At 71.3% G+C, this 14,870-nt stretch carries 14 protein-coding genes; 1 reads left to right on the top strand and 13 read right to left on the bottom strand.

The window, feature by feature from the left end:
- Window positions 1–168 precede the first annotated feature (168 nt).
- From AB0J36_RS13995 to AB0J36_RS13935, 13 genes are all read right to left on the bottom strand, one after another.
- A complete protein-coding gene (locus tag AB0J36_RS13995; protein ID WP_363660652.1) occupies window positions 169–1,407 on the bottom strand; it encodes a hypothetical protein in 1,239 nt (412 codons plus the stop codon).
- Window positions 1,407–1,754 carry a hypothetical protein gene (locus AB0J36_RS13990; RefSeq protein WP_363660651.1) on the bottom strand — a complete coding sequence of 116 codons (348 nt, stop codon included), beginning with the start codon at window positions 1,752–1,754 and terminating at the stop codon, window positions 1,407–1,409. The genes AB0J36_RS13995 and AB0J36_RS13990 overlap by 1 nt, the downstream gene beginning before the upstream one ends.
- Window positions 1,751–3,070, bottom strand: coding sequence for a phosphoadenosine phosphosulfate reductase family protein (locus AB0J36_RS13985; RefSeq protein ID WP_363660650.1), 1,320 nt, complete (start codon window positions 3,068–3,070; stop codon window positions 1,751–1,753). The genes AB0J36_RS13990 and AB0J36_RS13985 overlap by 4 nt, the downstream gene beginning before the upstream one ends.
- Window positions 3,071–3,338: 268 nt before the next feature.
- Window positions 3,339–5,093, bottom strand: coding sequence for a DNA cytosine methyltransferase (locus tag AB0J36_RS13980; protein WP_363660649.1), 1,755 nt, complete (start codon window positions 5,091–5,093; stop codon window positions 3,339–3,341).
- Window positions 5,094–5,269: 176 nt separating this feature from the next.
- Entirely contained in the window at window positions 5,270–5,791 is a 522-nt protein-coding gene (locus AB0J36_RS13975; RefSeq protein WP_363660648.1) for a hypothetical protein, read from the bottom strand.
- A 91-nt stretch (window positions 5,792–5,882) separates the two neighbouring features.
- Window positions 5,883–7,166, bottom strand: coding sequence for a hypothetical protein (locus tag AB0J36_RS13970; RefSeq protein WP_363660647.1), 1,284 nt, complete (start codon window positions 7,164–7,166; stop codon window positions 5,883–5,885).
- Window positions 7,167–7,324: 158 nt separating this feature from the next.
- Complete coding sequence (locus tag AB0J36_RS13965) at window positions 7,325–8,320, bottom strand: hypothetical protein (RefSeq protein WP_363660646.1); 996 nt, start codon at window positions 8,318–8,320, stop codon at window positions 7,325–7,327.
- Between the two features lie 175 nt (window positions 8,321–8,495).
- Window positions 8,496–9,773, bottom strand: coding sequence for a hypothetical protein (locus AB0J36_RS13960; protein WP_363660645.1), 1,278 nt, complete (start codon window positions 9,771–9,773; stop codon window positions 8,496–8,498).
- A 189-nt stretch (window positions 9,774–9,962) separates the two neighbouring features.
- Complete coding sequence (locus AB0J36_RS13955; RefSeq protein WP_363660644.1) at window positions 9,963–10,250, bottom strand: hypothetical protein; 288 nt, start codon at window positions 10,248–10,250, stop codon at window positions 9,963–9,965.
- On the bottom strand, window positions 10,247–11,197 hold the full coding sequence (locus AB0J36_RS13950) for a hypothetical protein (protein WP_363660643.1): 951 nt from the start codon (window positions 11,195–11,197) through the stop codon (window positions 10,247–10,249). Before AB0J36_RS13950 ends, AB0J36_RS13955 begins: the two co-directional genes overlap by 4 nt.
- A 94-nt stretch (window positions 11,198–11,291) precedes the next feature.
- Window positions 11,292–12,077, bottom strand: coding sequence for a hypothetical protein (locus tag AB0J36_RS13945; protein WP_363660642.1), 786 nt, complete (start codon window positions 12,075–12,077; stop codon window positions 11,292–11,294).
- 193 nt (window positions 12,078–12,270) lie between these two features.
- Window positions 12,271–13,170, bottom strand: a complete 900-nt coding sequence (locus AB0J36_RS13940) for a DNA cytosine methyltransferase (RefSeq protein WP_363660641.1) — start codon at window positions 13,168–13,170, stop codon at window positions 12,271–12,273.
- A 167-nt stretch (window positions 13,171–13,337) separates the two neighbouring features.
- On the bottom strand, window positions 13,338–13,943 hold the full coding sequence (locus AB0J36_RS13935; protein WP_363660640.1) for a hypothetical protein: 606 nt from the start codon (window positions 13,941–13,943) through the stop codon (window positions 13,338–13,340).
- Between the two features lie 413 nt (window positions 13,944–14,356).
- On the opposite strand from AB0J36_RS13935, the gene AB0J36_RS13930 reads away from it, so the two are divergent.
- Window positions 14,357–14,782, top strand: a complete 426-nt coding sequence (locus AB0J36_RS13930; RefSeq protein ID WP_363660639.1) for a hypothetical protein — start codon at window positions 14,357–14,359, stop codon at window positions 14,780–14,782.
- Window positions 14,783–14,870: the final 88 nt, after the last annotated feature.

Here is a 14,870-nt window from a genome sequence, read left to right as displayed (position 1 = left end):
CTGGACGAGTTCGGGTTGCCGACCCTCACTCACCTATAATGATACCCTATATCCATAGTGGTTGGTAGTCCTGATCGGGGGTTGGCCTGGGTAAATGAGCGCGCCCGGACCCGAGGGAACGGGGTCCGGGCGCGGCGTGGTCGAGCTGGTGGGCGTCGTCGGGCGGGCCTACCCGGTAGGGCTGAGCGCGTCGAGTTGGCGGGGTAGGTCGAGCCGGTGGACGAACCGCCACAGCTCGTCGAACGCCGGACGTTCCTTCGTGGCGCCGGCCACGGCCACCGTGAGGTAGAACTCCGTCGTCGGGTACGGCGGCGCCGCGCGCTCGATGACCAGACGCGGCACGCCGTCGACCGTCTCGATCGTGCCGCCCCGGGTGACCTGCTCTGCCGCGAGGAGTTCCAGCATGCCCGCGCGGGTGCCGGTGGCGATCGCGCGCAGCGACCGCCACACGTCTGTGCCCTTGTCGGATGGGTCGGGACCGAGTAGCCAGCCGCGCCCGCTGCTGTCGCGTCGGTCGCCGCGGCGTCGGTAGATGCGCCGCACCTCGTACAACTCGGCCGGGCGGGCGTCCAGTTCGGCGGCGGCCTGGTCGACCAGCTCGCCGAGGCCGGCCCGGCGGGCGATGTCCGCGGCGGACCGGTCTCGGAACAGCGTCATCCGAGGGTTGAGCGAGCGGGCGTTGCGCTCCAGTCCGATGGCCGTGCGGACCTGCTGCGGCTCGGCGGACCACCGGCGGATCATCCGGGCGATGTCCGGACCGGCCTGGTAGGGACAGAATCCGCAGCACGAGCGCGGCCACTCGAAGCCGTACCAGCGGTGCAGTTCGGTGAGGCACCGGTCGCGGTCCCACCCGGCGTCGATCAGCGGGTACCAGGGCTGCTTGCCCGGGGTGGCCAGCGAGTAGCCCTCGTCCCGGTCACGACGGTCGGTCTCTTCGGCGGCGAAGCCGACCACGTGCAGCCTGGCCGCGCTGCCGTACTCCTGCTCGGCCCAGCGGTCCAACACCCAGCCCTTCCACTTGTGGGAGCACTTGCGGCTGGAGGTCTGGGGGATGGTGCCGGCGGCGAACATCTCGTCGGAGAGGGCGACGGCGCCGCGCATCACCATCCGGTACGGGTCAGGCTTGCGGTTCGGGTCGCTGGGCCGGGTGTCGGACAGGATCACGATCCCGTCCTCGTCGCTCATGCTGGCCCGCGCGACCTGGACGTACCGGACGCCGTGGGCCTGCATCAACGGGAGCATGTGCGCGGTCATGGCATCGCGGGTGGCCTCGGACTCGTCACCGACCATCGCGGTGACCACGGTGAGGTCGGCTAGGTCGTGGGGGAACGGCAGCTCGCCGAGCAGCACCCCGGTCAGCCAGGCCGCGGAGTCGGCGCCCATGCCGTGGGTTTGGGTCACCCGCATCACGCCACCGCCGGAGGCAGGTCGAACAGCGTGGCCTGTACCGGGGCGTCGGCCGGCAGGACGCAGCCCACGTTGCTCGGGTCGGCGACCAGGACGTAGTGCTGGTGGCCCAGCGCCGCCACGGTGGTCAGCCCGTACCGGCCGGTCAGTTGCACCTGGGCGACGTCGCCCACGCCCCAGCTCCGCAGCGCGGGCCGCCACTGCCAGAGGTCGTGGTCGACGTCCATGGTGGTGACCTGGTCGCCGTCGAGGGCGACGACGATGAACCAGCGCACGACCCGGTGCGCGGCGGAGTCCCAGTTGCAGCCTTCGGACCACAACTGGCCGACCGTCACCCGGGCGGTCACGACAGCTCCAGCGCGTCGAAGAGCGAGCCCTGCTCGGCGCACGGCGTCGCGGCCGGCGCGGCCCCGAGCAGGCGCCACGGGCCGGTGGGCGCGTGCGCCGGACAGTGTCGCTGCGGCTGGCGGGTGTTGGCGAGCACCGGGACGTGGCAGGTCGGGCAGGTCGTCCACTGCACCTCGAACCCGACCGGCCCCGGCGCGGGCGCGATGGAGGCGAGCGCCCGCCCGTGCTGGAACGGGTCATCCAGGTCGACCTCGACCCGCTCGTAGGCGGCGGCCGTCGCCGGCGCCATGCGCTTGGAGATGGCCAGGTCCCTCTTGGAACCCATGATGCACAGCCGGCAGCTCAGCCGCGAAAGGCCCTCGGAGTAGGCCGGGTGGTACGGCACACCGGACTCGCGGATGTCGGCCCAGACCTCGCGCGCGGTCATGTCGTGGATGGGCAGCCACTCCCAGACGTGCCGACTGGCGGCGGCGGATGCCTTGAAGCTGAACGAGAACGGCGGGCGGGCGGCCCGGTCGTCGGACTCCTCGGCCCGGAACCCCATGACCTGCAAGACCCGCACCGGGCGCGACAGGCCCCGCTCGGTGCGTACCTGCTCGCAGATGGCCTCGGTGAACGCCCGGCCGATGGCCGTCTTCCAGTCGGACGTGCAGAAGCGCGTCCACATTGTGGCCCAACTGCGCGGCGACCCGTCCCGCTTGCGGCGGGTGGCGAAGTCGTCGAGCAGGTCGCCGTCGACGTCGCGACGGGCGTAGTGCATCAGCCCCGCCCACTGCTCCCGGTCGGTGAGTTTCGCGCCGGCCCGGTGGGCGTCCCACAGTGCCCAGCCGTCCGCCCCGGACAGCGGGATCCCGGCGCGTGCCGCCTGCTCGGCGGCCAGCTCGGGGACCTGCTGCCACTCGATGCGCGGTTCGTCGCTGCTGGTCCGCGGGTCCTTGTCGAGCACCAGGTGCAGCACCGCGACCCGGTCGAGCACGCCAGCGGCGGCGAGGATCCGCAGTACGCGACGGACGGCAGTCTGACTATCCTTGCCCCCGCTGGTGTGAATGATGATCACGTCGTACCAGCCCAGCCAGCCCGGCGAGTCGGGGCCGGGCGCGCTCGCGGCCTGCTGGATCAGCGCCAGCTTGCGCGTCACGGCCGCGGTGAGTTCCTCGGGCGTGGTCGTCGGCGGTACCGCGATCGTCACCATGCGCGGCTCGACCACCAGGCCGATCGCCTTGCGGCGGGGCTTGATCTCGACCTTGCAGCCGAGCCAGTCGGGCAGGTTGGCACCGGCCAGCGCGCGCACGTACGGCGTGGTCGCCCCGGTCATCGGGCTTGCCCGCCCGGTCGCCGAGCCGTTGCGGCGGGCCGGGAGACGGCCGGCAGGTCGTGAGTAGACACGGACGCTCCTGGGGTGGTCGGGCCTCTGGTCGGAGTCCGGGTTGCCGTCCCTCGCTCCACCTATAATGATACCCTATGTCGTCCTGTGGTGGTAGCCCTGATTGGCTGCTGAGCTGGGTAAAGGGCGACGGGGTTGAGCCTTCGTGGAGCCGCAGGCGGCCCCGCCTCGAACCGGTCGAGGCGGGGCCGGGGGAGTGTCAGGCCGCGACGAGTTCCCGGTCGAGCTGCGCGCCGGTCAGGCACTCGACGAGGGCCGAGGTGATGAGCTCGGAGCAGGACGGGACGACGGCGTTGCCGTAGAGCCGCACCCGGGTCCGCTTGGCCTTGGCCTCGTTGCGGTAGGAGGCCGCGAAGCCCATCAGCCGGCCGATCTCGTAGTCCTCCAGCATCCGGAACAGGATGTCGTCCAGGTCGGGCAACTCGGTGAGCAGCTCTTGCGGGGCGACGGCCAGGCCGTACCGGTCGCGGGTGGTGAGCGCGCCGGACGGCCCGGCGGCCGGGATCGCCGACTCGGTGGCGCCGTAGTACGGGACCAGCAGCGCGCTGTCCCAGGTCAACAGGGACTGGGCGCCCAGCGTCGTCACGGTGCGGGCCGGTTCTTCCACCGGCGTGCACATCTCGCCGCCGCCGGTGTTGTTGCGCATCAGCAGGGTCGGGTGCATCACCAGCCCGTGGTGGTTGCCGGACGCGGTCACCGTGCCGGCCGGCTGGCTCGCCGGGTAGGACGCGGTCTTGCTGCCGCCACCGCGCAACGGGGTGATGAAGGGCAGGACCACGCCGGTCTCGTTGCGGGTGGTCTGGGTGCGGACCGGGTTGGTCGCCGGGGAGGCGACCTTGTCCGGGCGGCCCTCGACCGGCACCAGCAGGGGCGGCAGCGCCACTCCGTCGCACTCGCGGGTGGTTCGGGCGGGAACCGGGCTGGACAGCGGCGCGGCGCCCTGGTCGCCCCGGCCGCGCCACGTGCCGCCGGTCGGCACCAGCAGCGGACCCCAGTGCTTGACCTTCCCGGCCTCGATCCGTGAGCACGTCGCGTCGGCGAGCGGCTTCATGCCCAGCCGCTCCCGGTCCCCGATCCGCACGCCGCGGTTGGACAGGTCGATCGCGGACAGCGCGGGTACCACCTCCGGGACCACCTCCCGGCCCCGGCAGCGCAACTGCGGGCACTGGTAGACGTACTGGGTGCCGTAGCTGCCCATGTCCGCGCCGCGCTTCTTGAACACCTGCACGGCGTCGACGACCTGGCAGCAGTTGCTGCACCACGCCTTGGGGCGCAGCCACTTGTCCCAGTCGGGCTGGCGGCCGATCGAGCGGTGCCAGAAGGCGACGAACAGCCGGTTGCGCGACTGAGCGGCCCAGGGTGCGCGGACCGGCCGGGCGTGCATCGCGTTGAGTGCGATCACCCGCACGTCGTAGTTCATCTTGTCGAACTCGCCGATCCAGGCGTCCCACTCGGACCACAACCGGCACTGGATGACGTTCTCGACCAGGCCGATGAGCACGGGGTTGCGCGGGTCTCGGTCGATCATGGCGCGCAGGTAGCGGGGGATCTCGTGCATCAGCAGCCGGGAGCGCTTGTACTGCTTGATGCGCCGTTGCAGCTTGGGGTCGTCCTTCTTGATGTCGGGCAACTCGAACAGCGCGCCCTGCTCGGCGTTGACCTTGTCGAAGTCGCGGCGGATGCCGTTGGCGTCCGTCCAGGCCGGGCAGGCCGGGGACGCGGAGAAGAAGTCGACGCGCGGCATCTTCTCCATGACGAGTTTGGTGACGTCCTCCTGGTAGTGGCGGGCCTTCGGGAAGTTCAGCGCGTGCTGGGCGCAGGCGTCCGGGTCGTGGTTGGCGGCGTCGGTCGTCTCGATCCACGACGTGAACCGCTCGCCGACACCGGTCCCCACGAAGTGGGCGCCGTGGTCCGTGCCTCCAAGGCCGGAGAACTCGGAGTAGTGGGTGATCATCGGTTCCTTCCGGGGTTCGGGCTTCTGGGTGGAGTCCGGGTTGCCGCCCCTCGCTCCACCTATAATGATACCCTACGTCCTGTGTGGATGGAAGCGATGACCGCCCTTGACCTGCCGAAATGGCGGCGGCCCGCGCCCGGGAGTGCCGGGCGCGGGCCGTCGTGGTCAGATCGGCATCAGAACGGCGGCGGCGGCCCGACGGGGGCGGGCGCCGGGGTGGGGGGCGCGAGCAGGTGGGCGATCCGCAGCGGGATCCGCTCCTTCTCGCCGTCGATCCAGTTGACCCAGCCTTCAGTGGCTTCCACCCGGTACTTGCCGGCGCATACGGCTTGGTACCAGAGGTAGGTCAACTCCTTCACGGTGATCACGGTCTCCTTGCCGCCGTGCGTGCAGGTGTCGAACGCCCGCCGCCACTCGTCGGACAGCAGCGACCCCTTGCGCGGGCCGAACAGGTTCGCGTGCAGGTCGCGGCAGATCTTCGGCAGGGTGTACGTGCGGGGCAGGTCCATGTCCGGCATCGGCAGGCAGGCCCTGGCGTTCGGGTGCGCGGTGTCGATGGCGTCCAGGATCTGCCGGCGCAGGACGAGCAGCGTCGGCCGGGTGCGAGCGAACCGCGTCTCGTGCGCTGAGGCGGTGCCGGGCATGTGAAACCTCCAGGGGTCGGACTTCTGGTCGGAGTTCGGGTTGCCGTCCCTCACTCGTCTATAATGATACCCCATATAGTCGCTGGGTGGAACCCGTTGACCAGCGTCAGGACGGATTGTTGCGGCGCTGTGCCGGTCCGGGCGGTCAGCGCATCAGGTCCAGCAGATCGAGCTGGATGACCGTGGCCGGGCCGGGAGCGACCTCGTCCGTCGCGTCGGCGGCCAGCTCGTCGACAACGGAGTCGTCGGGGTCCTCCTCGGCGGCCGGGAGGGTCCATGCCCGGCGCGCCACCGGGAGCGCCTTGGCGACCAGGTCGCCCTCGTTGCCGCACTGCATGCACAGGACAGCCGGGTCGCCTTCCATGCCGTGGCTGTCCGGAAGCAGCGGCCAGCAGTAGGTGTGCGCCCCGAACACGCCGCGGGCGTCGTTGTCGCCGTCGGCGTAGCCCCAGACCAGGCGGGGGCACACCATGCATCGGCCGGCGAACCGTACGACGCGGTCCGCCCCGTGCCACGCGTCGTAGCGCACCTGCACGGGCATGGCGCGTCCGGCGCCCAGGCTGGTCTGGGGCTGCTCCACGCGCACCGGCACCTCGTCTCCGGTGTACCGGCGCAGCAGCCAGGTTGGCCGGTCGTCGCCGGCCGGCGGTTTGTCCAGCCACAGAACGCCCACGCCGACCCCGATGCCGGGGAAGTCGTCCCAGGTCAGCGGGCGGAAACCGCCGTGGTCGGCGGCGAGCGCGCGCAGCGCGTCGAACCGGGCGCCCCTTCGGTCGGTGAATCCGGTGGGGATGATGGCGACCAGCCGGCCGCCCGGTGCCAGCAGCCCGTAGGCCAGCGTGACGTGCTCGACCCAGATCGAGTCCGCGCCGGTGATGTTGAACGGCGGGTTCATCACCACGCCGTCGAACCGGGTCGCCCGCTGCTGCGCGTACTCCTCCAGGGTGGTGCGCCGGCAGCCGGCACCGGTGCCGAGCAGCATGTCGTAGCGGGCCGGGTCCGGCTCCAGCGCCAGGACGTCCAGCTCCCGGTTCGCGCGCAGGACCTCGCGCACGATCGATCCGTCGCCGGCTGAGGGTTCGAGCACCCGGGCGCCGGCGGGCAGTGACGCCAGGTCGGCGAACTCCGGCCCGCAGATCCGTTTGGCGAGCGCCGCCGGGGTCGGCACGTACCCCTCGCTGTGCCGGTTGGCGACCGCCTTGCCCTCAGCGAGGATGCGACGCACGACGGGGTCGGCCGGACCAGGGAACACCCACCCGGACTTGCGCGGGATGTAGATACCCCCGGCGGTTTCCAGCACCTTCTTCACCGTCCGCCAGGCCGGGGTGGTGACTCGCTCGGTGACGAGCACGGCGTTGCCGGTGACGGTCGCGCCGTCGAGGGCGGCGCGGGCCGCCGTGGTCAGGGTTACAGGTCGGCCACCGGCCATGGGACGTCCTCATTTCCGCGTGCGGGCTTCTGGTCGGAGCTCGGGTTGCCGTCCCTCGCTCCGTGGTCCCCGCGCGGGGCGCGGGGTGATGAACCGGCTTCGGGCCGCCGGGTGGGCCGACGCCGCCCGGACCGCCGGGGCGGTCCGGGCGGGCTCTGCTACTCGCCGTAGGTGACGGCGCCGCTCTGGTTGACCTCCACGGTCAGCGGCAGGTCGTCGGGGGCGATGCCCTCGTCTTCGACGCTCACGTACACCCCGCCGGGCCGGCGCCGGATCATCACGTCGACGCCGAGCGCGCTGAGCCAGTAGTGGTCGGACGGGTCTTCGGGCACCCCCGATTCGGCGTCGTACCGCCACGCCAGCGCGTCGCCGACGGTGGTGAGGCTGTGCCGCAGGAACGAGGGGTTGTCGGCCGGACCGGGCGGCGGCGCGTCGGTGCGCTCGTCGTCGATGGCGTCGGCCGGTAGGCCCAGCAGCGCGCCGACCTCCTGCGGGGTGAAGGAGCCGCGCACGAACACCAACTGGACGTCGTCCGGGCCGTCGATCTCGAACCCGTCGTCGTACAGGGTGACCTCGCTGACCCCGGCGGCGAGCAGGGCCAGCACCAGCACGCGCAGCGTCGAGCCGGGCCGGGTCGGGGTGGCGACGTAGTGCTCACCGGGCCAGCCGCAGCCCAGGACCGCATCGTCCCCGGTCACGTGCCACCAGCGGGACCGGCCCGCGCGCCGCTGGATGGGCCGCCCGCAGGTGTCGCACGTCGACTGCTCGTTGTGCGGGCTGTCGTGGCGCCCGCGGACGACCGCCGGCTTCTCGGAACGGTGCTCGCGCCAGAAGTCGATGCCCAGGGCGGGGTCGTACAGGCCGCGCGCGTCCGGGCGCACCACGGTCGGGTCGTCGTCGTCGGCATCCTGGTGGACCAGCAGGATGTCCGGCTCGCCGGTGGCCCAGGACAGGCCCCCGTAGGTGCCGGTCGCCTGGTCCATGTCGCGGACCATCTCGGCCATCGTGTCGCGGGTGAACAGGGCGATCAGGCCCCGGTCGGTGGTGTCCGGGCGGACCAGCGCCGGGTATGGTCCGTCGTCGTCCGGGCTGATCACCCGGGTCCACCGCTCGCCGACGGCTGCCACGATGTGCCGGTTCGGTCGGTCGCGCATTTTGCCTCCCATGTCGGGCTTCTGGTTCGGGGCGGGCGCGCGGGCCGGCTGCCGACCGGCCCGCGCGCCGGAAGAGGTACGGCGGCGGTGTGCGGAGAGGGGTTCCCGCTCGATGTTCAGCTCGCCGAGTGCCGGCCCCGGACCCGATGACGCCAGGTCCGAGGCCGGCGGGTGGTCAGCGGGCCGGTTCGTCGAGCAGCGGCTGACCGGCTCCGCGCACCGGGTCCGGCGCCATCAGCTCCCGGTCGCCCCCGTCGGCGGTGCGGTGCACCAGGCGCCAGGTGTGCAGGACGTTCGACGGGGCGTGGACGGCCAGTTCGGCCAACTCCGCCGTGACGTGGGTGATCGCGGCGTCGTCGTCCATGCGCCCGGCCGCGTCGATGTAGGTCGTCGCCTCCCTCGGCTCCCCGCCGTCGCGTTGGGAGGTCTGGAGCACGACGTAGCCGGTGGTGGGCAGGGTGACCCGGATCAGGCCCGGCGTGCCGTCCGGTCGCGGCAGTGACTCCCAGCGCTCGCCCGTCCACACCTCGATCGCGTGGGCGTCCGGGCACTTCCGCCACATCCGGGCGGCCACATCCGCGCGGTCGTCCGGCGACGCGCCGCGTACGCCGTAGTAGGCGTTGGCGAAGGTGTCGACCACCTCGTCATCCCCGCTGGTGATGGCCGCGAGGGTGCGCACCGGCAGCTCGCCGGCCCGCGCGAACCGGGCGACATCGCGGGCGGTGCGAGTCTCCTCGAACAGCCAGGCGAGCACGAACTCCTCGTCCATCGGCTTGTCGTGCTCGTCTCGGCAGGCGGCGACGAACGCGTCCATCTGGGCGCGGTTGAGAACGTCGAGGTCGAACGGGTACCAGAAGGTGGCCCCGCCCTGGCCGCTGTTCTCGATCGAGCCGGCCGGCTTGCCGTCCCACAGCAGTTCCGCCGTGTACGCCTCGCCGTCGGAGGTGTTCATTGCCTGGAGCTTGCGCAGCGTGAGCCGGGTGTGCGGCACGGTGATGCCGGTGTGCGGCAGCACGATCGGCCCGGTCTGGATCCGGCCGGCGTGCCAGTCCAGGATGGCCAGCCGGCGCAGGCCGGTGCTGACGGCGTCGCGCTTGAGCCGGTGCCAGGACAGGTGGTCGGTCTGGGGCAGGGTCAGGCGCCAGGCTCCCGGCTGCCCGTACGGCATCTCGGCCCGAGGCCGCTTCTCCACGCCGATCCGGCCGTCGCGCTCGGGGATCGGCGTATCGGCCGGGGCGACCAGGTCCGGGCCGCAGTACCGGACGGCGAGACCGCCCGTACCGACACCGATCTTCAACCTGTTGACCGCCGGGTCATCGGTGGGACCGCCATAGATGACCGGGCTGTAGTCGTGCCACGAGATGACCGTGGCACCGACGGCGATGCCGGCCGGTAGCGCGTCCGCCGGTGCGGTCGCCTCCCCGGTTGCGGGTGGGTTGGGTTGGTTGGACATTCGCACTCCTTGGCTTGCGGGCTTCTGGTCGGGAGGTCGGGTGCCGCCCCTCACTCCCACTTATAATGATACCCCATATCCTATGTGGACGCCAGTCGGAAAGTGGCTCCGGACTGGGAAAACGTGGCGCTCCAGAACGCCGAACGCCGCCCGGACCGAGGACGGTCGGGCGGCGTTCGGCGCGAGTGGCTAGGCGGCGCGGGCGCTGGGTCGCTGCGCGCCGTACGGTCGGCGGCGACGGATGCGACGGCCGGTGGGCACGTGGGTGATCTCGGTGGCGCTGCCGGCGTCGACGACCACCAGCGTGAGCGTGTCGTCGGTGTTGATCCGCCAGATCCGGGCGGAGAGAACGCCGTAGCAGGCGTCGAGGCAGTCGGCCAGGGTGATTGGTCGCCCGTCGCGCCACCGCTCGTAGAACTCGTTGCCCAAACTGAAGCAGTAGAGGCCGCTGACCCTGGCCGAGCGACCGCCGGTCATCGAGCGGACTCCCCGTGCCGCGTGTCGGCCGGAACGACGACGTTGGCGGCGTACCAGGTGGTGCGGGTCTCCTCGAAGGTCAGACCGAGGTCGCGGATGTGCTGGATCACCGCGTCAAGGCCGGCGTTGGTGACACAACTCCACTGGCCTTTGTCCAGGAGGATGTCACGCAGCTCGCCCGGGGCACCCTTCCATCGCCCGAACCAGGAATCGGGCAGGCCGAGCAACGGGGCCAACCCTCGGAACTGGTCCTCGCTCATGTTCATGACCATGACGTCACGCTCGGTCGTGACACCGCCGATCGGCAGCCGCTCCCAGCTTTCACCGTCGGGCCAGTGCCCAGGGCCACCGACGTCGACCCCGACGGAGGGACGACCGTCAACCAGTACGGTCAGGGTGTCGTCCCCTCGCAGCACGAGCCGGTCGGGTTGCCGCCCGGACGCCTCGATGACGACTTCCCGCCCGGTGCGCGGCGAGAGGGACTGGCCAAGCGCGCTCGGAAGGTGCATCTCCAGCAGGTTGGCGTGAGGCATGACGTCGGCACCGTCGTCACTGGTGTTGAAGTGGCCCGGGTCAGCGTCATAGGCCGCGATCAGGTGCAGGTGAACCTCGTCGATCGTCTTGGCATCGAGGGTGGGCGGGTCGCCGAGGGCGACCGCGTCAGGGTCGGCCGCGAACGGGCCGCAGTCGTCGTACCAGAGCAGGGTGCCGTCGGCGTCGCGGACGTGGCACAGGGTGAGTACGGTTTCGGCGGTGACGACCTTCTCGTCGTGGTCGAAGACCACCGTCGCGGCCGTGGCCAACGCGGGCAGTCCGAGCAGCAGCAGGGCGACCAGTCGGCAGCGCTCGTTGGCGTGCGCGGCGGCGGTCCGCTCGGCGCGCCGGGCCGCGGCGTGCACGGCCGTCCGGGCCGCGTCGATGGCGGCCGGGTCGAGGCAGGGTGGCACGAGTTTCCTCCGTGTCGATGAAATGGGGGATGGCGGGCGAGGGTGGGCGACCCGCCTTGGCCGCGCCGGGGGCGACCCGGCCAAGGCGGGTGGTTCAGTGCCCGTCAACCTCGCTGTCGCGCAGCGGCGGGCGTTGTTGGGCCGCCGCTGCGATCGCCGCCGGTTGTCCGTACACGCGCGACTGGGCGTCGGCGACGCCCTCGCCGTACACCCGGACGACCAGGTCCCGACTCGCCGACGGCACCCCCGCCGCCGCGCGTTGCCGCTCGACTCGCGTGATCATCCGCACGATCGCTCCGGCTAGGCCGCTGAGGTCGGTGTGGTCCTCCAGGGACACTGACGGCGCGTCCTCGTCGTTGCTGTCGTGCCCGTACCCGAACGAGTAGCGGTCAGAGATCGCCTCACCCGTGGGCTCGAACCAACCGGATCCGGCCGACACCGACCAGCGCACCTCCCGCTCCTCGTCGCCAGCGACGAGCCGCCCGGCGAAGAGGGTCGCTGTGTTCCCGCTGGTCTTGGCGACTAGCGCGACGTGCCCGGCGGCGGCAATCGCCTGCTGCAACGCGATCATGTCGACGCGGTTGCGGGCGTTCTCAGTGCGGTCGGCGCAGTTGCCGCACTCGCCGTCCCAGCCCTCGTAGTCCCTCTCTCCACCGCAGGTGCGGCACGCCTCCACGACGCGACCACGCCGGCACATCTGCGGGCAGTCGTCGCCTTCGTCGCTGTCCTCCGGCGCGGGCTTGCCCGATGAGGGGCACCAGTCGCCCAAGTCGTTGTTGTGCTCGTTGTAGCACCAGCCGGTGAACTCCACCTCGGCGTCGGCGGGCGCGGGTCGATGCTGCTCTGCGGTGGCAGGTATAGACAGAATCGTCGTGATCAATGGTCGTTCCTTCCGCGTCGGGCTTCTGGCGCAGCGGGCCGGTTGCCGACCAACCCGCGCACCTATAATGATACCCTATAGCCATTGTGGAGGGTAGAGCAAATTGCTCGTGAGCTGCGAAAACGCGGTGCGGGAGCGCCGAACGCCGCCCATCGCGGGCGGCGTTCGGTAGGTGTCGTTCGTAGGTTTCGGCTCAGGCCCAGTCGTCCAGGTCGAACAGCGTGTCCCCGTCTGGCTCGGGGGTGGTCTTGCGCTTCTTGGTCGGTTGCGCTGCCTTGCGCAGGCCGGCGCGGGCCTGCGGCCCAGCGGCACCGAGAGCCCGACGCAGGGCCTCGTAGTCGCCGTACCCGCCGCCGGCCACTGCCTGGCAGAACGCGTCGATGACGGGGATGCCCTCGGGTGTGCTCATGGACAGCAGGCCCGGGACGTTCTCCATGATGAAGGTCTGTGGTTGGATCTCGCAGACCAGTCGGGCGAACTCGAAGAGCAGGCTGTTGCGGGGGTCCATGACGTTCTGCCGGCCGGCTTTGCTGTATCCCTGGCACGGTGGGCCGCCGGTCACGACGGTCACGTCGCCGGGTTCCAGTTCCAGGGCGTCGAGGATGGCCCGGCCGGTGAGCTTGCGGACGTCGTACAGGAAGTAGTGCTCACACCCCGGGTGGTGCGGCGGCTGGCCGGCGATCCAGCCGGAGCCGGCCACGGAGTGCCCGGTCCAGTCGGGCGCGGTCCTGCTCGCCTTCTTCGCCCGACCCGGCTTGTCCAGGCCGAAGCGCTGGCTGAGGTGGGCCTCGAACTCCAGCTCCCGCTCCGGGGTGTCGAAGTGGATCTTCACGCCGGGTCGGGCGAGGTTGACCATGTAGGTGATCGCGGCCTTGTCCCAGGCGTCGCTCGCCGCCGCGACGTGGAACCCGGCCTGGTGTAGCCCGAGGCCGAAACCGCCCGCACCCGAGAACAAATCGACCGCCACGGGCAGGGCGTAGCGGCGGCGGGCTCGGGTGGGGACCATCAGGCCGAGAGGTGAGCGTTCCCAGCCGCTGGCCGTGCGCGGATGGTCGCGGTTCGGATCGATCAGGACGCTTCCGTTCGTGATCATCGCGTCACGACCTGAGCGTCTGGAGGTGTTCGGTACGGGACATGGTTCTCCTCCGCGCCGGTGGGCTTCTGGGTGCCGGGCGTGGGTGCCGACCAAGCCCGACACCTATAATGATACCCTATGTTGCGAGGGTTTGGGTGGGTTCGCGCCGCCCCCGGCTCGTCCTTTCAGAACAGCGACCCCTGCGGGTCGGCCTGCTGGGCGACGGTGCCGCCGAAGCTGCGGCGGCAGTCCGGGCAGGCGTCACTGTGCTTCACCCGCCCCTTGCTGTCGAGTCGGACGGCGCCGACCCCGTCGCCGAGCAGTCCGTCGTCGGTCGGTCGGTGCAGGTCCCAGGCCCGGCCCCACGTGGCGCACACCTTGAAGGCCGCGCCGCACATGCAGACCCACGTGGGCAGCGCCCGTTCGTACTCGCGCTGCCACCAGCCCATGAAGTGGTGGGCCAACTCCTTCCAGTTCCAGACCGGGCAGTCTGCGCACGGTCCCTCCTGCCACAGCGCGATGAGCTGGGCGAGGACCCAGTCCGGCCACTCGTCCGCCTCGGGGTCGAGGTAGCTGTGACGAACGGCCAGATGCTCGGCGGCGGCGTCCACGACCTCTCCGAGCGGGGTGAGCGCGTCGTCGGTGGTCAGCAGCCCGGCCGGCGGCCCGGTCACCGGGTTGAGGCAGCCGCCGGGGTGGAATCGCCCACACAACTCGCATCCGGCCGGGCTCGCCCACTCCGGCGGCACCGGCAGCGGTGCGCCCCTGCGGAGGTGTTCGGTGCGGGACATGGTTCTCCTCCGTGCCGGTGGGCTTCTGGGTGCCGGGCGTGGTTGCCGACCAACGCCTGACAACTATAATGATACCCCAATGTCATGGGGTGTGGGCGGTTGGCGACCGCCACTGCGTCGAGCCCCGATGCTGGTCAGCGGGCGAGGTTCGTCGGCCCGACCGGCGGGGACCGCTCGCGGCGCGGCTAGATCAACTAGGCGACCCGCCCGGCTTCCTCGCCGCGCCTTCGGATTGACCACAGTGGTGGCCGAGCCGTCCGACGTAGCCGGCTGGGCGGGGGAGCAAGTTATAGCTCCTGTAACAGGAGCTGGTCCGACCGGGCGCGGTCGGAGCCTGAGAGAGCGTTCCGCTCATGGACCGTCAGCGAGTCCGCTAACGGTGGCAGCAACGGCTGACGGCCACGCTCGGCGACATGGCGCATGGCGACACTCGGCTGCGAGAGGGTCGTGGCCGTGACCGGACCCACCTGTATCCGGGCCGGCCGCGGCGGATCGCCCCGACCTTCACCGAGCAGGAGATGGTCGACCTCCAGAAAGCGGCGGACGAGGCCGGTCTGACACCGACGGGATTTCTGGCCGAGGCCGGCTTGGCCGCCGCCAGGGGCACCCCGCCGGCGTCACTCGACCGAGGCCGCGAGGGCCTGGCGCAGCTGCAATCTGAGTTGTTCGACGCGCGGGTCGCCGTCGGGCGGATAGGTACCAACCTGAACCAGGCCGTGGCCGCCCTGAACGCCACCGGGGCGGCCCCGGACTGGTTGATGCAAGCCGTCGCGGTGTGCGAGCGCAGGATGCAGGCCCTTGATGAGGTGATCGCGATGGTCGACCGGCGGCTCCAGTGATCCCCTCGATCCACAAGCGCGGGACCCGGGTCGGCGGGCTCATCCGCTACCTGTACGGGCCCGGCCGGCGAGAAGAGCACCGCGACCC

It is taken from the genome of Micromonospora sp. NPDC049662, assembly GCF_040675055.1.
GTDB lineage: Bacteria > Actinomycetota > Actinomycetes > Mycobacteriales > Micromonosporaceae > Micromonospora.
Note: the sequence above shows the minus strand (reverse complement) of the source record. Positions and strands in the feature narration are given on the sequence as shown.

Bases quoted from the DNA above. Each gene is read 5' to 3' on its own strand.
- AB0J36_RS13995 (WP_363660652.1), bottom strand. From the start codon at position 1,407: ATGCGGGTGACCCAAACCCACGGCATGGGCGCCGACTCCGCGGCCTGG.
- AB0J36_RS13985 (WP_363660650.1), bottom strand. From the start codon at position 3,070: ATGACCGGGGCGACCACGCCGTACGTGCGCGCGCTGGCCGGTGCCAAC.
- AB0J36_RS13980 (WP_363660649.1), bottom strand. From the start codon at position 5,093: ATGATCACCCACTACTCCGAGTTCTCCGGCCTTGGAGGCACGGACCAC.
- AB0J36_RS13970 (WP_363660647.1), bottom strand. From the start codon at position 7,166: ATGGCCGGTGGCCGACCTGTAACCCTGACCACGGCGGCCCGCGCCGCC.
- AB0J36_RS13965 (WP_363660646.1), bottom strand. From the start codon at position 8,320: ATGCGCGACCGACCGAACCGGCACATCGTGGCAGCCGTCGGCGAGCGG.
- AB0J36_RS13960 (WP_363660645.1), bottom strand. From the start codon at position 9,773: ATGTCCAACCAACCCAACCCACCCGCAACCGGGGAGGCGACCGCACCG.
- AB0J36_RS13955 (WP_363660644.1), bottom strand. From the start codon at position 10,250: ATGACCGGCGGTCGCTCGGCCAGGGTCAGCGGCCTCTACTGCTTCAGT.
- AB0J36_RS13940 (WP_363660641.1), bottom strand. From the start codon at position 13,170: ATGATCACGAACGGAAGCGTCCTGATCGATCCGAACCGCGACCATCCG.
- AB0J36_RS13935 (WP_363660640.1), bottom strand. From the start codon at position 13,943: ATGTCCCGCACCGAACACCTCCGCAGGGGCGCACCGCTGCCGGTGCCG.
- AB0J36_RS13930 (WP_363660639.1), top strand. From the start codon at position 14,357: ATGGCGCATGGCGACACTCGGCTGCGAGAGGGTCGTGGCCGTGACCGG.